Below are 23118 nucleotides of genomic sequence, written 5' to 3' on the forward strand. Positions count from 1 at the left end.
ATTGGCGAGCACGCGGACGTCGACACCTAGGCCGAGTGCCGCCATCGACACCACGGTGAGAAACCCGGTAATCTTCGTCACGGGGCCGACCACTGTCGCCGGCACAATCTCGAGGGAGCGCAGGGTCGCCAGCGCAAGAAAACCGAGAATGAACCACGGGACCAGGCGGAAGAAGCCGACATTGGTCTTCTTGGTATCGGCCTGCCAGCGCGAAGCGACCAGCGACAGGCCGACCACGACGGGCCCGAGCATCAGGACGCGCATCAATTTCACCAGCGTGCCGATCTGGGTCGAGACGAGTCCGGCCGGCACTGTAGCGGCCAGCACCTGCGGCACCGCATAGACGGTGAGGCCCGCGAGGATGCCGTATTGCGTGGCCGACAATTGCAGCAGCGGGATCAGGAGCGGCAGCCCAAGCACCATCATCACGCCAAGGATGGCGGTGAAGGAGATCGAGGATGCGATCTCCTCGTTGTTGGCGCCGATGATCGGCGCCACAGCGGCGATCGCTGAATTGCCGCAAATCGAGTTGCCGCAGGCGATCAGGATCGACAGGCGTGTCGACAGACCCAACAGACGGCTGAGGCCGAAAGAGACCCATAGCGCGATCACGACTATGGCCGCGATCGAGGCGAGGAGCGCGACGCCCGAGGCGGCGATCGCGGCGAAGCTGATCGAGGCTCCCAGCAGCATGACTGCGACCTCGAGGAGTTGCTTTGCGCTAAAGGCGATCCCGGCCTGCCACCGGGGCGCCGGCTTCCAGAAGCTCCGGAGCGCCATGCCGAGCAGGATCGCCATGACGAGCGCTTCGACATAGGGATGCTCGAACATACCCAGTTCGGCGCGCTCCAGCAGGCCGGAGACGCCGGCGATCAGAACGCAAAGAACAATGCCGGGAATCAGCGCCGCAATGCGGCTCACGGCTGTGGCAGGCTTGGCGTCGGCCGGGCTGGATGCTTGATTCTGCGACACAAATCTCTCCCTAGGGAGAAAGATTTATACGCAGCGCGACCCGATAGGGAAATAAGTTTTCGACATATCAGGTCCGAGGGGAGTTCTATCCTCAGCCCGGAATGGCCAGCCTCAGAAGATCAGGCTCTTGGCGAGCGAAGCGACACGGCTGAAGGCGTCATAAACGCCGGGCTCGAAGAAGGCGGCGCGGGCAAGCACGATACCCGCAACCAGAGACCAGAACAGTCCGGTGCCGGCGCGCAGCAAAAGCTTCGACGCACGCGACTGCGGCTGGGTGTCCGTCGCAGACACCAATTGCTCGCCGAAGGGTTCGAATCCGGTACGTTCCATGGCTCTGGCCAATCCATCAAATTCTGATGGGAATGTCGTCGTTTCGGCCTCAAACGGCAATGGAAGCGATTGGCGTTTTTGCCCTCTCGAAGGAAAACTCCTTCCGTCCGACAAGCTCAGGACAATAGTTTTCTTCTTCCGGCCTATTTGGACACCGGCGCCCGACTTACAGGGCCAGATAGCGACGCCGGATTGCCTCGTTGGCCTTGAGTTCGTCGATCCCGGCGGCATAGACGATCTGGCCCTTGTCGATGACGGTGGCGTGGCTCGCGAGCCCGAGGCAGAAATGCATGTTCTGCTCGGCGATCAGCACGGTCGATCCGAGCTGGCGGAGCTGCCGCAACAGCTCGCCGATCCGCTGCACGATGATCGGCGCGAGCCCCTCGCTCGGCTCGTCCAGCAGCAGCAGCGCGGGGTTGCCCATCAGCGTGCGCGCGATCGCCAGCATCTGCTGCTCGCCGCCGGAGAGGCGCCCGGCGATGCGATGGCGCAGCGGCTCCAGGAGCGGAAAGACCTGGTAGATTCGCTTGATCGGCCATTCGTCCTGGCCGTCCGGTCCTTTCTTCTTCCCGATGACGAGATTGTCCTCGACGGTGTGCTCCGGAAAGACCTGGCGGTCCTCCGGCACGAAACCGAGGCCGGCGCGCGCGATTGTATGCGGCTTCAGGCCCGAGATCACCGCGCCGCGCAGGCTGACCCTGCCGCGCCGCGGCGGCGCCAGTCCCATGATCGCCTTCATCGTCGTCGACTTGCCGGCGCCATTGCGACCGAGCAGCGCCATGGTCTCGCCCTGCCGCACCGACAGGCCGACGCCGAACAGGATCTGGCTGGTGCCGTAGTAGACATCGAGATCGGCGACTTCGATGACCGCCTCGCTCATGCGGCGGCTCCCGCATGCTCGGTGCCGAGATAGGCATCGATCACGGCGCTGTTGTTGCGGATCTCATCCGGCGTGCCGGTCGCGAGAATACGGCCATAGCAGAGCACGACAATTTTTGGGGCGATCTTGAAGACGATGTCCATGTCGTGCTCGATGAAGACGACAGTGATCTTCTGGGTGTCCCAGAGCTCGCGCACCTTGTCGATCATGCGCCAGCGCTCCTCCGGGCCCATGCCGGCGGTGGGTTCGTCAAGCAGCAAAACCTTGGGCTCGAGCACCAGAGCCAGCGCGATATCGAGCAGTTTCTGGTCGCCATGCGACAGCGTCGCGGCCGTACGGTGACGCTTGCCGGCGAGGCCCAGCAGCTCCAACACATGCTCGGCGCGGTGGCGCGTCTCGGGCAATGGAAAGCGTTTGTGCAGCACCGCGGAGGTGCCCTGGTCGGCGCTGACGGCGGCGAGCATGGTCTCCTGCACCGTCAGCGATTTGAATATGCTTGCGACCTGGAAGGCGCGGCCGACGCCGTGACGGACGATTTCCGGCGGCGAGCGACCGGCGAGATCGACGCCGTGCAGCAGGATCTGACCGGAGTCCGGCCTCAAGGCGCCGGTGATCAGGTTGAAGAAGGTGCTCTTGCCGGCGCCGTTCGGGCCGATCACCGCGGTGAGCGAGCCTTCGGCAAAATCGAGCGAAACGTCGTTGGTCGCTTTCACACCGCCGAAGGACTTCGCGAGGTTGCGGATCTCAAGCATGGTGCGCCTCGCGCCGTTGTCTGGCACCGTCATTCCGGGATGGTCCGTTAGGACCAGACCCGGAATCTCGAGATTCCGGGTTCGCATTTCGTGCGCCTCGAAATGACTGTGCAATGGATCCACCGAGCATGGCTAGCGCCCCTCACCCGTCTCGCGCCGGTGCGCGAACCAGTCGGCTGCGAAATCGAGCAGGCCCTTACGCAGGCCCAGCGCGAAGAACAGGATGACGATTCCGAGCACTATACCGTGATACTCGGTGAAGCGTGTAACGGTGTCGTTCAGCAGCAGCAGCAGTACGGTGCCGACCATCGGGCCGAGAAACGTCGAGACGCCGCCGAGCATGTTGATGAAGATGGCTTCGCCCGAGATGGTCCAGTAGGCGAATTCCGGATAGGCGCCGGAAACGAACAGCGCCATCACCATGCCGCCCATTGACGCGAACAGCGCCGCCAGCACGAATACGGCGAGCTTGGCGCGCCAGACGTCGATGCCGAGGAAGCTGGCGCGCGCGGCGTTGTCGCGGATCATGCGCAAGGTGTAGCCGAACGGCGATTGTGCAATCTGGCGCATCGCGAGCAGGCCGAGGATGAGCAGCGCGCAGCTCGTGACATAGAGATGGACGTGATTGGACAGATCGATGCCGAGAAAGACGGGCCGCGGAATGCCGCCGCGCAGGCCCTGATCGCCGCCAGTGAACGAGGCCCATGACAGGATGGTCGAGTGGATCAGCATCTGGAAGGCGAGCGTGACGAAGGCGAAATAGATCTCCTTCAGCCGCACGCAGATCGCGCCGATGATTGCCGCAACGACCGTCGTGATGGCCAATGTCGTGACGAAAGCCATCGGAATCGGCACGCCGAGCTTCTGCATGATCAGGCCGAAGCTGTAGGCGCCAAGGCCAAAGAACATGCCGTGCCCGAACGAGATCAGACCGGTGTAGCCGACCAAGAGGTTGAGCGAGGTCGCGAACAGGCCGTAGGCCGAGCAGCGGATGACGAAATCGAGCAGCGCCTTGCTGCCCGTGAACAGCGGCAGGCTCGCCAGCACCGCGAAGGCGATCAGCGCGATCAGGACGTCGCGGTAGCGTTGCAACGCGGCAGCGCTCCGTACCGGTACCAGCGTTTGCGCGCGGCCGGCCTCCAGCTCGGTCATGCCGCCTCCTTGCCGAACAGGCCGGTGGGCTTTGAGACCAGCACGATCACCATGAACAGATACATCAGGCCTTCCGTGAACAGGGGGAAGCCGAGCGAGCCGAACGAGCGGATGAGGCCGAGCAGCAGCGCGCCGATCAGCGCGCCCAGGATCGAGCCCATGCCGCCGATCACCGTGACGATGAAGGATTCGATCAGCACGGAAAAACCCATCCCCGGCGTCAGCGAACGCACCGGCGCGGCCAGCGCCCCTGCAAGCCCCGCCAGCATACCGCCGAGCGCGAACACGCCGCCATAGATCAGGCCGGTATTGATGCCGAGCGCGGAGACCATGCCGGGATTGTGCGCGGCCGCGCGGATCACCTTGCCAATACGGCTGCGCGACAATCCGATGCCGAGCACGATGGCCGCGAGAAGCGCGACGCCGATCAGCAGCAGGTAATAAGGAGGCACCACGCCGCCGGCGATGAACAGCGGCATCACCTGGAACGCGGACGGCATGCCCATCGACTTGAACTCCGGTCCCCAGATGATCCGCACGACATCGTCGAAGATCAGGACGAAGGCATAGCAGACGAGCAGCTGCATCAGCACGTCCGCGCCATAGACACGGCTCATGAAGACGCGCTCGAAGACCAATCCGAGAATGGCGGTGCCGGTCGCCCCCGCCAACATCGCGAGCGTAAAACTGCCGGTGAGCTGGTAGGCCGTCATCGCAAAGTAGGCGCCGAACATGTAGAAGGCGCCGTGGCTGAAATTAACCACCTTGAGCACGCCGAAGATCAGGGTCAGCCCGACCGCGACCAGGAATAGCAGCATGCCGATGATGAGGCCGCTGGTGGTTTGCGTCACCAGGCAGGCGGAACTGGAGAGACAGCCGGCAAGCGCGTCGATGTCCACGGGATCACTTCCATTGTGGGCGCGCCCGACACGGCGCGGAAAACGAGACGACGGCGGAGACGGTCACCCGTCCCCGCCGCGCGTGATCAGGTGTAGCCTTTGCTCTTCTTCCACTCGGCCTCCAGCTCGAAGATGGTCTTCCAGTCGCCGGCCTTGACCTCGGGGACATAGGGCTCCTGCGGGATCGTGGTGCCCCATCCGATGGCATAGCCGACCAAGGTGTGATCGTCGCCGCGCATGGTCACGGTGCCGTCGGCGCCGAACGGGCACTTGATGGTGAGGCCCTTCAGCACCTCCGCGATCTTCTTGCCGTCCGCCGAGTTCGCCTTCTTCGCAGCTTCCGCCATCAGCATGATTGCGGTGGCATTCTCCCACGACCAGTTGGTCGGATATTCATTGAACTTTGCCTTGTAGGCATCGCCCCAGGCGGCATTCTCCGGCGTGGTCGGGAAGGTCTTGATGTAACGGTTGCCGGAGTGGATGCCCTTGGGCAGGTTCTTCACCACTGTGAGCGCGGTGTAGTCGGCCATATTGACCGCGAACACTTCCATCTGGCCGAACATCGCGTAGATGTTGGCCTGGTCGATATAGGAGGTGAGATCGCCGCCCCACAGGCAGGAATAGAGCGCCTGGGGTTTGGCTTGCAGGATCTTCGTCACCACCTCGGTGTAGTCGGGCTGGAACAGCTTCGGCCAGGACTCGCTGATGATCTCGACGTCGGGCGCGAAGCGCTTCAGGTAGAGCGTGAACTCCGCCGTGGTGTCGCGGCCGTAGGCATAGTCGGGCGAGCAGGTCGCCCATTTCTTCAGACCCTTTGCCTTGGCGATCGCTGCGGCATAGCTGCCGCCGACGATGGAATCGTGCACGCCCTGCCGCGCGGTGCGGAACGCGTTGGGAATGTGCTGCTTGGGATCCGCGGTCAGCGCCGAGGTCTCCGAATTGGTGTGGATGCAGAACACGCCGAGATCGCGCGCGACCTCGTGCACCGCGAAGGCGCCCGAGGAGGCTTCGGCATCGATCATGAGCTCGCAGCCGTCGGTGTTGACGAGCTCACGCGCGACACGGGCGGCTTCCTGCGGCTGGCCCTTGGAGTCGCGGATCACCATCTCGATCTGCCGACCGGCGAGCCCGCCGGCGGCGTTGACCTTCTCGATCTCGAGCATCACCGCATTGCGCGAGGACGTGCCGAGCTGCGCGACGCGGCCCGACAAAATCGTCGGCATTCCGATCTTGATGGTCTTGGCTTGCGCACGCGCCACCCAGGGCGCGGCAACACTCATCGTACCGGCGCCCATCAGCGCCAGTGTCGAACGGCGGCTGATGCCCGGCATGCGGGTTCTCGTCATTTTCCCCTCCCTCTTTCGGGTCGGCGTTTCCTGATCCCTGTCGGAGATCGTCTCGTCTCCGTGTTTCCGAGGATTTCAGAGGTAGGGGGGTGACGTCAAGCCAAAGATGAATTACGAGTCAGAATTCATCACGGGAGAAAACGAGGCCGGCAACTGGCCCGAAACCAGCGAAAATGATCAATCTGTCGAGCTTCATCGCCTTTCATGCCCGACGCACGCCAGAGCGCCCCGCGCTGAAATATCGCGGCGAGGAGATTTCCTACGCGGCCCTTGATGCACGCGTCCGCAAGGTCGCCGGGTGGCTTGCTGCACAGGGCATCGGCCCCGGCGATGTCGTGGCCGTATTGATGAAGAACAGCGCGGCGTTCCTGGAGCTGGTGTTTGCCACCAGTCATCTCGGCGCAGTCTTCCTGCCGATCAACTTCCGCCTCTCGCGCGATGAGGTCGGCTACATCGTCGGCAATGCCGGCGCGCGCCTGCTGATCGTCGACGAGGAGCTGGCGGCGAATGCCGCGGGCGCGAAGGTCGTCGTGCTCGATGAAGCCGCGCAGGACAGCGTCACGCGTCTCGCAAGCAACGCTGCGCCCGCGCCAATGCATCCGCGCCAGCCATCGGACCTGATGCGGCTGATGTACACCTCGGGCACGACCGATCGCCCCAAGGGCGTGATGCTCTCTTACGATAATTTCTACTGGAAGTCCGCCGACCAGACGATTGCGCTCGGCCTCAATGCCGAGACGCGACTTCTCGTCGTCGGCCCTCTCTATCACGTCGGCGCACTCGACCTGCCGGGCATCGCCGTGCTCTGGCATGGCGGCTTCATCCGCATCCAACGCAATTTCGAGCCGGAGACGGCGCTCGCGGCAATCGCCGAGGACAGGCTCAACGCCGCCTGGTTCGCGCCGGTCATGACCACCGCGATGCTCACCTGCCCCACCCGAGATCGCTATGACGTCTCCAGCCTGATATGGGCGATCGGCGGCGGCGAGAAGACGCCGGAGGTACGCATCCGCTCCTTCTCGGAATACTTCCGCAACGCGCGCTACATCGACGCCTATGGCCTCACCGAAACCGTCGGCGGCGACACCTTCATGGAAGCCGGCCGCGAGATCGAGAAGATCGGCTCCACGGGGCGCGCCATCGCCCATGTCGAGATCGAGATTCGCGACGAGGACGGCAAGGTCCTGCCGCCGGACGTCAACGGCGAGATCTGCCTGCGGGGGCCCAAGATCACGCGCGGCTATTGGAAGGATCCGGAGAAGACGGCCTCGGCCTTCTTCGGCGACTGGTTCCGCAGCGGCGACGTCGGTTATCTCGACGACGAAGGCTTTCTGTACCTGACCGACCGCAAGAAGGACATGATCATCTCGGGTGGTGAGAACATTGCCTCCTCCGAGGTCGAACGCGTCATCTACGATTTGCCCGAGGTGCGCGAGGTCGCCGTGATCGGCCTGCGCGATGCACGCTGGGGCGAGCGTCCCGTCGCCATCGTCGTGCTGGCTGACGGCGCCAGCCTCGACCTCCCTGCCCTCACCGAACACTGCCGCGCGCGGCTGGCGAGCTTCAAGGTGCCGAAACAGCTCGTCGTCCGCGACAGCCTGCCGCGCAATCCAAGCGGAAAGATCCTCAAGCGCGTGCTGCGCGCCGAGCTGGAGACGTCTGAATGACGCAAGTGAACGCCAAGGTGACGAAGCTCAACCGAATCGAGCGCAACGCCTGGACCAAGCAGAAGATCTTCGAGGCCGCCACCAAGGTCGTGGGCAGATACGGTTATGCCGAAGCCTCAGTCGCCCGCATCACCGAACACGCCGGCGTCGCGCAGGGCACATTCTACAATCATTTCGAGAACCGCCAGGAATTGCTCGACCAGCTCCTGCCCAAGATCGGCCTCGACATGGTCGAATTCATCCGCGCTCGCACCGGCACGGCGGATGCGGCACGGCAGGAGATCGCTCGGTTCTCCGCCTTCTTCGACTTCATCCGCGAGGTGCCCGAATTTCTGCGCATCCTCAACGAGGCCGAGTTCTTCGCACCGACCGGGTATCAGAAGCATCTCGACAACATTTCGGTCGCCTATGTCCGCATTCTGCGCCGGGCTCGTCTTGCAGGCGCGATCGAGGATTACAGCGACGAGGAATTCGAGGCGATCGTCCACATGCTGATGGGTGCGCGCGGCTATCTCAGCCGCCGCTATTCCTATTCGGAAGGCGGCGTCACGACCGTTCCCGATCACGTCATCTCCGCCTATCGCAAGCTGATGACGCGCGGCCTCTTCACTGCCTTCGGAGATCAGGACACGCCATGAACATCGAATCTCCGCACAAGCCGCTCGACCTCGCCTCGACCATAGCCGAGGGTGACATCCGTTGCCTGCTGATGGTGCTGGTGCACATGACGGGCGACGAGAAGTGGCTCGAATCACCGTACCTGCCCAAGCGCGACATCCGCCTCATCCCCGATCCCGAAGCCGGCGTGCCCCAGGAGATTCAGGACGAGATCCGTGCCGCGGTCGTCGAGCTCTTCGCCGATGGCATACCAAAACCTGTCATCGACGACCCCGGCGAGGAATTGCTGCTGAGGATGATGCGCGTCTGCCTCGGCGAGAACGTCGCGCCGGAATATGCGCCCCTGATGCGCGAAGAGATGGGCTTTGTGGCGCGCGAGGCACGCTGGACGACGCCCCCTCCCGACGGGAAGCTTGCGGACCAGCATGTGCTGATCGTCGGCGCCGGCGTCTGCGCCATCGCGCTCGGCGTGGCGCTCGGCCATCTCGGCATCCCTTACACCATCGTCGAGAAGAACGAAGAACTCGGCGGCACTTGGTGGATCAACCGCTATCCAGGTTGCGGCGTCGATACGCCAAATCACTCCTATTCGTATTCGTTCGGCTTGCGCAATGCCTGGACGCGCTATTTCTGCCAGCGCGAAGAGCTGCTCGACTATCTCCAGAAGGTTGCCGACGAATACGACATCCGCAGCCATCTGCGCGTCAACACCGAGCTGACCTCGTCGCGCTGGGACGAAGGCAGGCGGCGCTGGATCTCCACGCTGAAAACGAAGAATGGCGAAGAGATTTTCGAATCCACCGCACTGGTCTCGGCCATCGGCCAGCTCAACGATCCCTCCCGCGCGCACTTCAAGGGCGAGGACGGCTTCAAGGGAACGATCCTGCATTCGGCGTTGTGGTCCGATGACATCAACGTCGAGGGCAAGCATGTCGCCGTGATCGGCACCGGCGCGACATCGATGCAGCTGGTGCCCGCGATCGCCGGCCGCGCCGCCTCGGTCACGGTCTACCAGCGCAGTGCGCAATGGGCGCGGCCGGTGAAAGGCTATGCCGATCCGATCAGCGAGGGCGCGCGCTGGCTGCTGGCGCATCTGCCATTCTATGTGCAGTGGTATCGCTTCAACATGTTCTGGCGCTACGGCGATGGCCTCCTGCCCTTCCTCCGCAAGGACCCGGCCTGGCCGCATCCCGAGCGCGCCGTGAACAAGGGCAACGACCGCCACCGCCAGGAGCTGACCGACTTCATCCTGTCGGAATTGCAGGGCCGGCCGGACGTGATCGAGAAATGCGTGCCGACCTATCCGCCCTATGGCAAGCGCATCCTGCTCGACAACAACTGGTTCAAGACCTTGAGGCGAGACAACGTCGAGCTCGTCACCGAGACGATCGATCATTTTGACGAAAGCGGCGTCGTCACCGCCGACGGCCGGCAGCGCCCGGCCGACATCATCGTTGTCGCCACCGGCTTCAAGGTCACGGAGATGGCCGCGCGTCTCAACATACGCGGGCGCGACGGCAAGGATTTGCGTGAAGCCTGGGCCAACGACAATCCGACCGCGTTCCTCGGCCTCACCGTGCCGGGCTTTCCAAACTTCTTCTGCATGCTCGGTCCCAATTCAGGGCCGGCCCATGGCGGCAGCGTCATATTCCAGTCGGAATGCCAGAGCCGCTACATCTCGGCGTGTCTGGTCGACATGATCGAACGAGACATCGCAGCGGTCGATGTCCGCCAGGACGTGCTCGACGAGTACGTCCGCAGGGTCGATGCCGAGCACGAGACGATGATCTGGACCCATCCGGGCATGAGCACCTACTACCGCAATTCGAGCGGCCGCGTTTTCTCGGCAATGCCGTGGCGGTTCGTGGATTACTGGCGCATGACGCACGATCCGGATCTGCGGCACTACAGGCTGACGAAGTTGTAAGGCCGTCTCAGCGCTGAATCTGGCCGACGCTTGAGTTGCGCTCGTCCCACATCGTCATTGCGAGCGTAGCGAAGCAATCCAGACTCTTTCAGCGGGGGGATTCTGAATTTGCTTCGCTATCGCTCGCAATGACGGAGGTTGCGGCCTCTACGCCGCCAGCCCGCTCTCCACCGGAGCGAACTCCAGTCCCAAGCTCTCCGCCACCGCCCTGTTGGTGATGCGCCCGCGATGGACGTTCAGCCCGTTGCGCAGATGCGGATTTTCCAGCACCGCGGCGAATCCCCTATTCGCGAGCATCAGGCCGAACGGCAGCGTCGCGTTGTTCAGGGCCTGGCTCGAGGTCACCGGCACCGCGCCCGGCATGTTGGCGACGCAATAATGCACGACGCCGTCGACCTCGTAGGTCGGCTCCGCGTGCGTGGTCGGGTGCGAGGTCTCGAAGCAGCCGCCCTGGTCGATCGCGACGTCGACCAGCACGGCGCCCGGTCGCATCGATTTCAGCATCGCGCGCGTGACGAGCTTCGGCGCACTCGCGCCCGGCACCAGCACTGCGCCGATCACGACGTCGGCGGCGAACACCTCGTCCTCGACCGATTCGATGGTCGAGAAACGGGTGCGCACGCGTCCGGCAAAGAGATCATCCAGTTCGCGCAAGCGCGGAATCGAGCGGTCGATCACGGTGACTTCGGCACCGAGGCCGGCTGCCATGCGCGCAGCCTGCGTTCCGACCACGCCGCCGCCGAGCACGACGACGCGTGCCGGCTGCACGCCGGGCACGCCGCCCAACAGCAAGCCGCGGCCGCCGGCCGAGCGCTTGAGCGCGGCGCCGGCGGCCTCGATGGCGAGGCGGCCGGCGACTTCGCTCATCGGGGCGAGCAGCGGGAGGCGACCGCTCGCATCCGTGACGGTCTCATAGGCGATCGCGCTGCAGCCGGAGTCGATCAGGCCCTTGGCCTGGTCCGGATCCGGCGCAAGATGAAGGTAAGTGAACAGGATCTGGCCCTCGCGGAGCTGGGCCCATTCGCTCTTCTGCGGCTCCTTGACCTTCACGATCATCTCGGACCTGGCAAAGATCTCGCGGGCGGTCTCTGCAATGGACGCCCCTGCCCGCCGATACATTTCGTCGGACGCGCCGATGCCACTGCCGGCGCCGGTCTCGACCGTCACCTGGTGCCCGGCGACGACATACTCGCGGACGGCGCCCGGGGTGAGCCCGACGCGATATTCCTGCACCTTGATCTCCCTGGGCACACCGATGCGCATCCCGAACTCCCTTGCCAACGCACTGATTCCGCTCGTTCATCGTAGCGACGGTGCCCGTTTGGTTTCATGCAAATATCCGCTAGGTTCGGCATGCGCGCGCCGGTTTCCGGCGCAAAAGTGCCCTTTGACGCTGGAAACGAAACCTTGGCCCTCGACCGGAAAGACCTCGCCATCCTCGCGGAACTCACGACCAATGCGCGAGCCAGCCACACCGAGCTTGCCAACAAGGTCGGCCTGTCGAGCACGGCGCTGGCACGGCGGCAGAAGGCGCTGGAGGACGACGGCTACATTCAGGCCTACCAGGCCGCGCTCGACCTCGCCCAGTTCGGCCTCACCACCACCGTGCTGGTTCGCATTGCGCTGGAGAGCCAGAGCGACGATGCGCTGAAGGCGTTCGAGGCGGAGGTGGTGAAGTGTCCCTCTGTCGTGCGCTGCTTCCTGATGTCCGGGACCGACGACTACATCCTGATCGTGCTCGCCCGCGACATCCAGGATTTCGAGCGCATCCACCGCACCGAACTGTCCCGCCTGCCCCGCGTCGCGCGGGTGCAATCGAGCTTCGCGCTGCGCGAGATCGTCAACCGCGCGGTGCCGACCGTGGTGTTCGGGGAGACGAAGCGCTGACCTCGTCCGTCCAAACGGGGAACCGGTCGGGAACCAAGCAACCCGTCATCCGTTAGGCGCTATCGGCCAGCGGCGGCAACGCATCCTCGCGTCAGCATCCAGACTTTGCCAGCTCGGCCTTCCGCAGGGAACAGAACATGGCCGATCTCACGGATCAGATCCCCGAACGCATTTCGATCAACCTCGTCGTCAACGGCGTCAGGCGCACACTCGAGGTCGTGCCGTGGACCACGCTTCTGGATGCCCTGCGTGACCGCCTGGAGTTGACTGGCACCAAGAAAGGCTGCGATCACGGCCAATGCGGCGCCTGTACCGTGCTGATCGACGGAAGACGTGTCAATTCCTGCCTGACCCTCGCCGTCATGAAGGATGGCGCTGAGATCACGACGATCGAAGGCTTGGCCAAGGACGGCACGCTGCATCCCCTGCAACAGGCCTTCATCGACCATGACGCCTTTCAGTGCGGCTATTGTACGCCGGGACAGATTTGCTCTGCCGCGGGCCTGTTGGCCGAAGGCCGTGCGCGGGATGCCGACGAGATCCGGGAGCTGATGAGCGGAAATCTCTGCCGCTGCGGCGCCTACCCCAACATCGTCGCCGCGATCGAACAGGCAATGAGCCGGTCATGAACAACTTCCAGTATTCCCGCGCAAGCGACGTCGCCGACGCCATTCGCCTTCTCGCCGCCGATCCTGGCGCGAAGCTGATTGCCGGCGGCACCAACCTGATCGACCTGATGAAGGAGAATGTCGAAAGGCCCTCCCGGCTGATCGACATCTCCCGCCTGCCGCTCCGCGACATCGAGGAGACTGCCGACGGCGGCCTGCGCATCGGCGCCTTGGTGCCGAATTCGGATCTCGCCTACCATCCGCTCATCGAGCAGCGCTATCCCCTGCTCGCCAGCGCCATCCTGGCAGGTGCGTCCGCGCAACTGCGGAACATGGCCTCGGTCGGCGGCAATCTGATGCAACGAACGCGCTGCCCCTATTTCTATGACACGACGACGCCTTGCAACAAGCGAAGTCCCGGTATGGGCTGCTCGGCACTCGATGGCCTCAACCGGAACCATGCAATCCTCGGCACCAGCGAATCCTGCATTGCGACCAGTCCATCCGACATGGGCGTGGCGCTGGCCGCGCTCGGCGCGCTCGTGCACATTGCAGGCCGCACCGGCGATCGCACCATCGCGCTGACGGATTTCCATCGGCTTCCTGGCGACAAGCCTCACATCGATACGAATCTCGGCAGCGGCGAGATCATCACCGCAGTCGAGTTGCCGCCGCAAGGTTTTGCCCGGAACTACAGCTATCTGAAGATCCGCGACCGGCTGTCCTACGCCTTCGCCCTGGTCTCGGTCGCGGCCGCGCTCGAGCTGGAGGGGAACGCAGTCAGCGAAGCGCGCCTTGCGCTCGGCGGCGTGGCTCACAAGCCCTGGCGAAGCCTCGAGGCCGAAGCGGCATTGCGCGGCCAGGCGGCAACACCGGATCATTTCGGGCGCGCCGCCGACCTGCTGCTGCAGGGAGCAACTGCTCGTTCTCATAATGGCTTCAAGATCGAGCTGGCGCGCCGAGCCATCATGCGTACGCTGATGCAGGCCACAAGCGCCACGCCGCAATCACAATCTCACAAAAAGATCGCATGAGGATCCGATGAACGCCTATGTCGGAACACCAACGTCGCGCGTCGACGGCCGGGCCAAGGTCACCGGAACCGCGAAGTATGCCGGCGAGTTCACCGCCGACGGCCTGGTCCATGGTTTCGTGGTGGAGGCCACCATACCGCGCGGTCGTATCGTGCGGCTCGACACCAGCGAGGCGTTGAAGGTGGCCGGAGTGCTCGACGTGCTCACGCACGCCAATCGCCCTTCGCTCGCCGACAAGGACGAAGCCTGGAAGGACGAGGTAGCCCCGGAGGGTTCGCCGTTCCGGCCGCTATATGACGACTTGATCAGATTTAACGGGCAGCCAATTGCTCTCGTCGTCGCCGAAGAATGGGAGACCGCGAAGTTCGCCGCAACACTGGTGCTGGTCGACTACGAGCAGGACGGGTTTGCAACCGATCTCGAGGCCGAGCGCGGCAGTGCCAGCGAGATGGACAAGCCGCACAGGCCCCGCGGCGACGCCAAAGGAGCGCTCGCGGCCGCAGCCCTGCGGCACGAGGCGGACTACCTCATTCCGACCGAGCATCACAATCCGATGGAGCTCTATGCGACGACGACGGTCTGGGAAAGCGACGGCAAGCTCACGGTCTACGACAAGACGCAAGGCGTCCAGAACGTGCATAAGTTCCTCTGCGCTGTATTCGACAAGAAGCCGGACGACCTCCGCGTGATCTCGCCCTTTGTCGGCGGCGCGTTCGGTTCCGGTCTGCGGCCGCAGTATCAGGTAGTGCTGGCGACGCTGGCCGCGCTCGCGCTCAAGCGCTCCGTCCGCGTCGTGCTGACACGGCGGCAGATGTATGGGCTTGGCCATCGGCCGATGACCATCGAGCACGTCGCACTCGGGGCAAGGCCCGACGGCACGCTTGACGCCGTCACCCACGAAGCTGTTGCTGTGACCTCACGCTACGAGGATTTCTCGCGCAATGACACCGGCTGGGCCGAACAGCTCTACAAGAGCCCCAACAGCCACTTTTCCCACAAGCTGGTCGATCTCGACGTCTCGACGCCCTGCGACATGCGCGCGCCGGGCGCGGCATCGGGAGTCTGCGCGCTCGAATGCGCCATGGACGAACTGGCCGTCGCGCTGAAGCTCGATCCGATCGAGCTGCGGCTGAAGTGCTACTCGGATCGGGACCAGAGCGAAGACCTCCCCTACACCAGCAAGCAATTGCGCGAATGCTACGCCCGCGGCGCGGAAGCCTTCGGCTGGGCCCGACGCACCCCCGCGCCGCGCTCCATGCGCGACGGCAAGGAGCTGGTCGGCTGGGGCATGGCGACAGGGGTGTGGGAGGCGCTGCAGATGCCGGTCGCCGTCCGCATCGTGTTGACGTCGAACGGCCATGCCGAGGTCTCCTGCGCCGCGTCCGATATCGGCACCGGGACGTACACCATCGTGGCGCAGGTAGCGGCCGACGCCCTCGGGCTGCCGATCGAGAACATCAGCGTCCGGCTCGCCGACTCGGCCTTGCCGCAAGCCCCCGTCGAGGGCGGCTCCTGGATGGCTGCGTCCAGCGCGCATGCCGTGTTGGGAGCGGCTGAAGACATTCGCCAGGAGCTCGCACGTCTCGCCAAGGCAATGCCGGACTCGCCGCTCGCTCACCTCGACGCCGCCAACGTCGCCCTGGTTGACGGCATGATCGGCAGGAACGGAGCTGCCGTCTCGATTGCGGATGTCATGCGCCACAGCAACATCGAGCGGATCGAAAAGGAGAAGCTCAACCAGTTCGCGGAGGATAAATCACATGCCCGCAACACGCATTCGGCGGTTTTCGCCGAGGTGAAGGTCGACGAGCAGCTGGGCGTCATCCGCGTCACGCGGGTCGTGAGTGCGGTCGCGGCCGGGCGTATCCTGAACACCAAGACCGCCCGCAGCCAGATCCTGGGCGGTGTGGTCTGGGGGATCGGGATGGCGCTGCACGAGGAGACGGCGATGGATCACCGCTTCGGCCGCATCATGAACGCGAACATCGCCGAGTACCATATTCCCGTGAACGCCGACATTCACGACATCGACGTCATTTTCGTCGATGAGCCCGACGACCGGATCAACAGGCTGGGCATCAAGGGTCTCGGCGAAATCGGCATCGTCGGCGTGCCCGCGGCGATTGCGAACGCCGTCTATCATGCCACCGGCAAGCGCATCCGGCGCTTCCCGATCACGCTGGACAAGCTGCTGGACTGAGGCCGCGGGTACTCGAACCGTCCTGCGGCACTCGGGCCTGTCATCCAACTGTCATCGAATGTGCCGAGAGCTGTGTCTCCGGCACATTCGGGACCCGACATGGACTATTTCAAGCGCTTCAACTTCCTGTTCGCCGCACCTGTGTTCGACGCCGACGATCTCGAAGGCGTCCGCTTCAATCAGATCATCGAGGAGATCCAGCGCTCCGGCTTCGAGGTGGTCCGCGCCCGCAAGCTCGAGGACGCCGAGATGGCGGTGCAGACCGACGCCGCCATCGGCTGCATGGTGGTGGATTGGGGCAAGAAGGGCCTCGAAGGCAAGACCTCGGCGCTGATCAATCTGATGCGCCGCCGGGGTCTCGACTTCCCGATCATCCTCCTGATCCGTCGCAAGCGGTTTGAGGATTTGCCGGTCGAAGTGCTCGATTTCATCGACGGCTATGTCTTCCTGTCCGAGGAGACGCCGACCTTCATTGCCAAGAACCTGATCAGCCGTCTCAAGCAATATGCCGAGACGCTGAAGACGCCGTTCTTCGGCGCACTGGTCGATTATGCCGAGGAAGGCAACCAGCTCTGGACCTGTCCGGGCCACAATGGCGGCGTGTTCTACAATCGCAGCCCGATCGGGCGCGTGTTCGTCGAGCATCTCGGCGAGTCCGTGTTCCGCGACGACCTCGACAATTCCGTCCTCGATCTCGGCGACCTTCTCACCCATGAGGGCCCGGCGCTGAAGGCGCAGAAGGAGGCGGCGCAGATCTTCGGTGCGGAAAAGACCTATTTCGTGCTCAACGGGCACCTCCACCTCGAACAAGGTCGCGCTCGGCGCCCTCGTCACCGACGGCGATCTCGTGCTGTTCGACCGCAACAACCACAAGGCCGCCCATCACGGCGCTCTGATGATCAATGGCGGCGTCCCCATCTACGTCCCGACCGTCCGCAATGCGTGGGGCCTGATCGGCCCGATGCGCTGGGACATGCTCGATGAGAAGGTCCTGCGCGAGGCGATCCGCAACCATCCGATGCTCAGGGATCGCGACGCCTGGCGCAAGGAGCGGCCGTTCCGCGTCGCCGTCGTCGAGCAGTGCACCTATGACGGCTCGATCCACAGCGCCGAGATGATCCTGAAACGCATCGGCCATCTCTGCGACTACATCCTGTTCGACGAGGCCTGGGCCGGCTTCATGAAATTCCACCCACTCTATGCCGGCCGCTTTGCCATGGGCCTGGCCAATCTTCCTCCAGAGGCCCCCGGCATCATCGCGACCCAGTCGACACACAAACAACTGGCGAGCTTCTCGCAGGCCTCCCAGATCCACATCAAGGATCGTCACATCCGCGGCCAGAAGCGGCGCGTCGAGCACCGCCGCTTCAACGAAAGTTTCATGCAGCACGCATCAACGTCCCCCTTCTATCCGCTGTTCGCCTCCCTCGACGTCGGCGCACAGATGATGAAGGGCCGCTCCGGCGAAGTGCTGTGGGACGACACGATCCGCCTCGGCATCGAGCTGCGCAAGAAAATCCGCGCGATGCGCCGGGAGTTCGAGGAGAAGGAGCAGAACCCGGACCGGCGCTGGTTCTTCGAACCCTTCGTTCCCGACCGCATCGCCATTCCCGATGTCAGCCGCCCCGGCGCCGCGCACGACGTCGCCTGGGAAACGCTGTCCACCGACGAGTTGGCCACCAATCCCGCGGTGTGGCAGCTCTCCCCCGACAGCATCTGGCATGGCTTCCCCGGCCTCGCCGAAGGCTTTGCCATGACGGATCCGAACAAGCTGACCTTGCTCACGCCCGGCTTCGACCGCGCCACCGGCGCTTATGCCGAGCACGGCATCCCCGCCCCGGTCGTCGCGCAGTATTTGCGCGAAAACCGCATCGTCCCCGAGAAGAACGACCTCAACTCCCTGCTCTTCCTGCTCACGCCCGGCGTCGAGGCGAGCAAGGCCGGCACGCTGATCTCCGGCCTCGTCGCGTTCAAGAGGCTGCATGACGACAATGCGCTGCTGGCCGACGCGATCCCGGAATTCCAACAGCGGCGGCAGGCGCGCTACGCAGGCGTACGCCTGCGCGATCTCTGCGGCGACATGCACCGCTTCTTCCGCAGCGCCGACGTCAGCGCGCTCCAGGCCCGGCAGTTCATGGCCGAGCACATGCCCGAGATCGCGATGTCGCCCCGCGATGCCGCGCGCTATTTGTTCCGCAACGACGTCGACTACCTGCCGATCGAGGCGATCGCCGGCCGCATCGCCACCACGCCCTTCGTGGTCTATCCGCCCGGCATCGCCACCATCGTGCCCGGCGAGCGGCTGACGGAACGGGCCAAGCCCATGATCGACTATCTCAAGATGTTCGAGACTTGCTTCAACACCTTCCCGGGCTTCGACGTCGAGATCCAGGGCGTCTACAAGGAGATCGACGCCAACGGCCGCATCGGGCTTTATACTTACGTCGTTGCCGAGTAGGTGCCGATGAACGAAACAGCTGCGCGCGGAAGTGACGAACCCGTCCTGGTCAGGCCGTCACGCGAAAGCGATGTCGAGGCGATGCTGGCGATCTACCGCCATCACGTCCGCAATGGCGTGCCGCGCGATGTCGAGGGCACCGGTGCGCCGGAGCCGGACGATCTGCGCGACCGGCGCAAGAACCTCAAGCAGACCCGCCTGCCCCATCTGGTCGCGACCTATCGCGGCGAGATCGTCGGCTATGCCTATGCCGTGCTGTTCCGCAAGCGCCCGGCCTATCGCTACACGGCCAAGCACTCGATCTACGTCCACCACGCGCATCTCGGCCGCGGAGTCGGACGTCTATTGCTCCAGGAATTGATCGATGCCTGTGCGGCAGCCGGCTTCCGTCAGATGATCGGTTATATCGACGCTGACAACGCCCCCTCGCTGGCGCTGCACGAGAGGTTCGACTTCGCGCGCGCCGGTCTACTCTGCGGCGTCGCCTATCGCCACGGCCGCTGGTCCGACACCGTGATGGTGCAGCGATCACTCGGCGCAGGCGCGACAACACCTCCCCCCGTCACGACACCTGGCCGGTAGGCCTTAGGACGGAAAGTCAGCCGGTCTGACATGGATGCGGTCGGCATGCAGCGACCAGTGATGCAATGCCTGGTCCTTGCAGAATCTTGCTTTCGCCCGCTCCCTGGCCTCATCCTCGTCGGCGGCGTCGATCTCGAGCGTACCCTGGCAAACCTCGCTCTGCCGACCGCATTCGCCGAGCACGTCCTTCATGAACTTGACAACATAGGTAGACATGGGACCTCCCAACTGCCCCGGCGGCACTCTAGTCCCATTTAGGTCAGCCCGGGGAAGGAGATTTTGACGCGGATCAAGGTCGGTAGGGTGATTCTCCACCATGGGTTCCGGCCGTCGCTACCCCGGCGTCACCCCGAATGCCTGCTTGAAGCGCTCTGCATAACGCGGCCAGACCTCGGGATTGATGATGCGCGGCGGGCGCTTGCCGTCGAGCGTCTCCAGCACCTGCTCGGCGGCGATCCGGCCCATGTTCTGGCGCGCCTCGACCGTCACTCCCGCGGTATGCGGGCTCGCCAGCACGTTGTCGAACTGGAGCAACGGATGCTCCGGCGGGGGCGGCTCCTTGGACCAGACGTCGAGGCCCGCGCCCGCGATACGCCTGTCGCGCAGCGCCTGCAGCAACGCGTCCTCGTCGTGGATGAAGCCGCGCGCCGTGGTGATGAAATAGGCATGCGGTTGCATCAGCGCGAATTCGCGTACGCTGATCATGTTGCGGCTGCCCTTGTTCAGCGGGCAGGAGATCGAGACGAAATCGGCGCGGCGCAGCAGCTCGTCGAGTTCGACCTTCTCTCCGCCCCGCTCGGCCATCACCTCCGCGGTGAGGTATGGATCATAGGCCAGCACCTTCATGCCGAGCAGGCCCTTGCATAGCGCGGCGATGCGCCGGCCGACATTGCCGAGGCCGATGATCCCGACGGTCTTGTGCTCGACCTCGTTGCCGACGAGTTCGTTGCGGTTGACGTCGCGCTCGCGGCGCAAGCGGCGATCCGACTGGATAATGCGCTTGGACAGCGTCAACATCATCGCGAGCGCATGCTCGGCAACCGAGTGGGCGTTGCCGCCGGACTGGTTGACGACCACGACGCCGGCGGCCGTGCAGGCCTCGACGTCGACCGGGTCGAAGCCTGCGCCATTGCTGGAGACAAGCAGCAAATTCGGCGTCCGCTTCAGGAAGACGGCATCGACGTGGAAATGCGGCGCCAGCTCGTCACGGGCCGCGCCGATCTGGTAGACATGGGCCGCGTCCAGGATCGGCGCATAGAAATCCTCAGGGCTCTCGTTCTCGATCCGATCGAGCCGAACGTCGGGCCGCGCCTTCAGGATGTCGATATAGATCGGGTTGGCCAGGTATTTGACGTAGAAGACGCGCTTGCTGTTGACGGACATTAGGACCTTCCGGCTCGCTCGCGAGGGAGCCCGGCAAGGTGGCGCGATGCGCTCCTCTTGTGCTTCCTCCCCGTTTTTTCGTTGTCGCATTATGACATGGCGAGGCCAGCCACGGCAGGCCTTCTGGCGCAGATCACGGTGCCGCCCCGGACATGTTGACAATCCCGCTGCCTGCGTCAAGTTCGGCGAACCGCCGCGGCGCGCCCGAACACCAATAGGCGTGCAGCGGCCCATAAAAATACGCCAAGGGAGATCGCAATGGCGATTGCGGAACAGCAGGCGTCGCCCCAGGCGGCTCAAGGCTCCGGCGACAGGAGCTGGCACGGGATCGTCCTGCAAACGTTGAAGCGGAACGAGATCAGCCTCATCCCTTACGTGCCCGACCGCGTTCTGACGCCGCTGATCAAGAACCTGCACGCCGATCCCTTCTTCACCACTTTTGCCACGGCCCGAGAGGAAGAGGCCGTCGGCATCGTCTCCGGCGCGTGGATGGGCGGACGGCGCGGCGCGGCGCTGATGCAGACTTCCGGCTTTGCCACGCTGGCCAACGTGCTGGCCTCGCTCGCGGTGCCGTACCAGATCCCGCTGATCATGTTCGTGTCCGAGCGCGGCACGCTCGGCGAGTTCAACTACGGCCAGTCGCTGGTCTGCCGCACCATGCGCCCGGTGCTGGATTCGCTGGCGCTGGAGCACCACACCATCACCCGGCTCGACGAGCTCGAATTCATCGCCGACCGCTCGATCAAGCAGGCCGTCACCACCCAGGCGCCGGTCGCGCTGATCCTCAACCCGCTGCTCACCGGCGGCAAGGTCTTCGACAAGTGAGGCCGGTCAAATGAATATTGACTTGAACGCGCGCAATACCAAGGTGATGAACCGGTTCGACGTCACTTCTCGCCTGATCGCGAAGCTCGGAAGCGAGGAAGCCGTGATCGGCGGCATCGGCAACACCAATTTCGATCTCTGGGCGGCCGGCCACCGCCCGCAGAATTTCTACATGCTGGGCAGCATGGGGCTCGCATTTCCGATCGCGCTCGGCGTGGCGCTGGCGCAGCCCGGTCGCCGCGTCTTCGCACTCGAAGGCGACGGCTCGCTGCTGATGCAGCTCGGCGCGCTGTCGACGATTGCAGCCCTGAAGCCGAAAAACCTGACGATGATCGTGATGGACAACGGCATCTACCAGATCACCGGCGCGCAGCCGACACCGGCAGCGAACGTCGCCGACATCGTCGCCATCGCCATCGGCTCCGGCCTTGCCAACAGCGCCTGGGCCGCGGACGAGGAGGATTTCGAGCGGCTGGTCGACGATGCGATGGCTGCCAGCGAGCCGGGCCTGATCGCGGTCCGGATCGACGACAAGCCGGGCGTGGGCACCACCCGCCGCGACCCCGTGCAGATCCGGGAACGCTTCATGCACGGCCTCGGCGTGCGCGAGCCACTTTAACATTTTGTCATTAACTACACGGCGATCTGATACCGACCTCGCGACAACCCCGCCAGATCCGTGCTAAGCGGTCCGGATGTCCATTTTCATTCGTTCCTTTGCCTGGCTGCTCGCGGCCGCCGTCACTTTCGCCACTCTAGGTCCCCCCGGCCTTCGTCCCCATTCCGACCTCGGTCAGGACGGCGAACATGCGCTCGCCTTCATTCTGGTGGGATTGGCCTTCGGCCTCGCCTATCCGCGCCGGCGCCTGCTGAGCGCAGCGGCCGCGGTGGTCCTGATCGGCGTGCTCGAACTGATGCAATTTTGGGCACCGGGACGCCACGCCAGGCTCGAGGATTTCCTCGTCGACGCGCTCACCGCCTGCATCGGCTTTGCGCTCGCGGCCGCGACCGATTGGCTGCTCACGCGCTTTCGCGCAGGCTCCGCCGTGACAAGCGAAGGCCCCGCGGAGTAACACCCCCGCAGGGCCCATCTTCTCAACGCATAGGTTAGCACCGATCAGTCGATGATCTTGACCACGCGGCGCGTGCGCGGCTCGACGATCACGCGGCGATCGTTCACGACCGCATAGCGATATTGCGTGTAGTTCGGCACGGGGCGCAGCACCACGGTGGGCGGCAGCGGCTCGCCAACCACGACGCGCTCGTGAATCACCACGGAATCGTCGCGCGGGATTCCGCCCAGCACGGCGTTCGGAATTTCCAGGCCGGCGCCGACGGCCGCGCCGACAGTGCCACCGACCATGGCGCCGATCGGGCCACCGATGTCGCCGCCCGCGCGCGCGCCGTCCCTGGCGCCCTGTTCGGTCGTCGACTGAGCAAAGGCTGCACTCGACGCCAGCAGAGACGCGGCAGCCAACGAAATCGCAAAACGGGTCTTCATGTCCTCATGTCTCCAGTGATTGCTATTCGCCTTCAACCGCGGGGCCGGACCGTTGTTCCGGTTCCCCCGTGGCGAAAGACACGCCAGATCTGGAGAC

General features: G+C 64.3%; 22 protein-coding genes and 1 pseudogene. 12 read left to right on the top strand and 11 right to left on the bottom strand.

Annotated elements, in window-relative coordinates; all coding sequences use genetic code 11:
* The 7 genes from IC50_RS01170 to IC50_RS01200 form a co-directional block, all read right to left on the bottom strand.
* Positions 1–972: YeiH family protein (locus IC50_RS01170; RefSeq protein ID WP_035699512.1), on the bottom strand; the 972-nt coding region annotated here is incomplete at its 3' end.
* Between the two features lie 111 nt (positions 973–1083).
* Positions 1084–1302: a hypothetical protein gene (locus tag IC50_RS01175; protein WP_035699514.1), complete on the bottom strand. Its 219-nt coding sequence runs from the start codon at positions 1300–1302 to the stop codon at positions 1084–1086.
* A gap of 166 nt (positions 1303–1468) precedes the next feature.
* The gene (locus tag IC50_RS01180; RefSeq protein WP_035699516.1) at positions 1469–2182 is read right to left on the bottom strand and encodes an ABC transporter ATP-binding protein; all 714 of its coding nucleotides are present in this window, start codon (positions 2180–2182) and stop codon (positions 1469–1471) included.
* Positions 2179–2934: an ABC transporter ATP-binding protein gene (locus IC50_RS01185; protein WP_035699563.1), complete on the bottom strand. Its 756-nt coding sequence runs from the start codon at positions 2932–2934 to the stop codon at positions 2179–2181. Before IC50_RS01185 ends, IC50_RS01180 begins: the two co-directional genes overlap by 4 nt.
* A gap of 132 nt (positions 2935–3066) precedes the next feature.
* On the bottom strand, positions 3067–4086 hold the full coding sequence (locus IC50_RS01190; RefSeq protein WP_035699518.1) for a branched-chain amino acid ABC transporter permease: 1020 nt from the start codon (positions 4084–4086) through the stop codon (positions 3067–3069).
* The gene (locus IC50_RS01195; protein ID WP_035699521.1) at positions 4083–4985 is read right to left on the bottom strand and encodes a branched-chain amino acid ABC transporter permease; all 903 of its coding nucleotides are present in this window, start codon (positions 4983–4985) and stop codon (positions 4083–4085) included. Before IC50_RS01195 ends, IC50_RS01190 begins: the two co-directional genes overlap by 4 nt.
* Before the next feature lie 86 nt (positions 4986–5071).
* Entirely contained in the window at positions 5072–6331 is a 1260-nt protein-coding gene (locus tag IC50_RS01200; protein ID WP_035699523.1) for an ABC transporter substrate-binding protein, read from the bottom strand.
* Between the two features lie 173 nt (positions 6332–6504).
* Between IC50_RS01200 and IC50_RS01205 the strand changes: the two genes are divergently transcribed.
* The 3 genes from IC50_RS01205 to IC50_RS01215 are packed head-to-tail and all read left to right on the top strand — an operon-like array spanning position 6505 to position 10543.
* Positions 6505–7998, top strand: a complete 1494-nt coding sequence (locus tag IC50_RS01205; RefSeq protein WP_035699524.1) for an AMP-binding protein — start codon at positions 6505–6507, stop codon at positions 7996–7998.
* Positions 7995–8636, top strand: a complete 642-nt coding sequence (locus IC50_RS01210; protein ID WP_035699526.1) for a TetR/AcrR family transcriptional regulator — start codon at positions 7995–7997, stop codon at positions 8634–8636. Before IC50_RS01205 ends, IC50_RS01210 begins: the two co-directional genes overlap by 4 nt.
* Positions 8633–10543 (top strand): flavin-containing monooxygenase, encoded by a 1911-nt coding sequence (locus tag IC50_RS01215; protein ID WP_035699528.1) that lies wholly within the window; start codon positions 8633–8635, stop codon positions 10541–10543. The genes IC50_RS01210 and IC50_RS01215 overlap by 4 nt, the downstream gene beginning before the upstream one ends.
* Positions 10544–10690: 147 nt before the next feature.
* On the opposite strand, the gene ald is transcribed toward IC50_RS01215, so the two are convergent.
* A complete protein-coding gene (ald, locus tag IC50_RS01220) occupies positions 10691–11806 on the bottom strand; it encodes an alanine dehydrogenase (RefSeq protein ID WP_035699530.1) in 1116 nt (371 codons plus the stop codon).
* Between the two features lie 144 nt (positions 11807–11950).
* Between ald and IC50_RS01225 the strand changes: the two genes are divergently transcribed.
* From IC50_RS01225 to IC50_RS01250, 6 genes and pseudogenes are all read left to right on the top strand, one after another.
* A complete protein-coding gene (locus IC50_RS01225) occupies positions 11951–12430 on the top strand; it encodes an Lrp/AsnC family transcriptional regulator (protein ID WP_035699565.1) in 480 nt (159 codons plus the stop codon).
* Positions 12431–12567: 137 nt separating this feature from the next.
* Positions 12568–13059, top strand: a complete 492-nt coding sequence (locus IC50_RS01230) for a (2Fe-2S)-binding protein (RefSeq protein WP_035699532.1) — start codon at positions 12568–12570, stop codon at positions 13057–13059.
* Entirely contained in the window at positions 13056–14072 is a 1017-nt protein-coding gene (locus IC50_RS01235) for an FAD binding domain-containing protein (RefSeq protein WP_035699534.1), read from the top strand. Before IC50_RS01230 ends, IC50_RS01235 begins: the two co-directional genes overlap by 4 nt.
* Before the next feature lie 7 nt (positions 14073–14079).
* A complete protein-coding gene (locus IC50_RS01240) occupies positions 14080–16272 on the top strand; it encodes a xanthine dehydrogenase family protein molybdopterin-binding subunit (protein ID WP_035699536.1) in 2193 nt (730 codons plus the stop codon).
* A gap of 99 nt (positions 16273–16371) precedes the next feature.
* A pseudogene (locus IC50_RS01245) lies at positions 16372–18730 on the top strand (Orn/Lys/Arg decarboxylase N-terminal domain-containing protein).
* A gap of 6 nt (positions 18731–18736) precedes the next feature.
* Positions 18737–19312, top strand: a complete 576-nt coding sequence (locus tag IC50_RS01250) for a GNAT family N-acetyltransferase (RefSeq protein ID WP_035699537.1) — start codon at positions 18737–18739, stop codon at positions 19310–19312.
* A 3-nt stretch (positions 19313–19315) separates the two neighbouring features.
* On the opposite strand, the gene IC50_RS01255 is transcribed toward IC50_RS01250, so the two are convergent.
* Together IC50_RS01255 and IC50_RS01260 are read right to left on the bottom strand one after the other, a co-directional pair.
* Complete coding sequence (locus tag IC50_RS01255; RefSeq protein ID WP_035699540.1) at positions 19316–19528, bottom strand: hypothetical protein; 213 nt, start codon at positions 19526–19528, stop codon at positions 19316–19318.
* A 117-nt stretch (positions 19529–19645) separates the two neighbouring features.
* On the bottom strand, positions 19646–20695 hold the full coding sequence (locus IC50_RS01260) for a hydroxyacid dehydrogenase (RefSeq protein WP_035699542.1): 1050 nt from the start codon (positions 20693–20695) through the stop codon (positions 19646–19648).
* 258 nt (positions 20696–20953) lie between these two features.
* Here IC50_RS01260 and IC50_RS01265 point away from each other — a divergent pair, with 258 nt between their 5' ends.
* The 3 genes from IC50_RS01265 (at position 20954) to IC50_RS01275 (ending at position 22593) form a co-directional block, all read left to right on the top strand.
* Positions 20954–21520 carry a thiamine pyrophosphate-binding protein gene (locus IC50_RS01265; RefSeq protein ID WP_035699544.1) on the top strand — a complete coding sequence of 189 codons (567 nt, stop codon included), beginning with the start codon at positions 20954–20956 and terminating at the stop codon, positions 21518–21520.
* Positions 21521–21530: 10 nt separating this feature from the next.
* Positions 21531–22139, top strand: a complete 609-nt coding sequence (locus IC50_RS01270) for a thiamine pyrophosphate-dependent enzyme (RefSeq protein WP_035699546.1) — start codon at positions 21531–21533, stop codon at positions 22137–22139.
* Between the two features lie 76 nt (positions 22140–22215).
* Positions 22216–22593 (top strand): VanZ family protein, encoded by a 378-nt coding sequence (locus IC50_RS01275; protein ID WP_035699548.1) that lies wholly within the window; start codon positions 22216–22218, stop codon positions 22591–22593.
* A 44-nt stretch (positions 22594–22637) separates the two neighbouring features.
* Here IC50_RS01275 and IC50_RS01280 read toward each other — a convergent pair whose 3' ends face one another.
* The gene (locus IC50_RS01280; RefSeq protein ID WP_035699550.1) at positions 22638–23021 is read right to left on the bottom strand and encodes a DUF1236 domain-containing protein; all 384 of its coding nucleotides are present in this window, start codon (positions 23019–23021) and stop codon (positions 22638–22640) included.
* Positions 23022–23118: the final 97 nt, after the last annotated feature.

The organism is Bradyrhizobium genomosp. I (2014), assembly GCF_000261685.1.
In the GTDB taxonomy this organism is placed as follows: Bacteria; Pseudomonadota; Alphaproteobacteria; order Rhizobiales; family Xanthobacteraceae; genus Bradyrhizobium.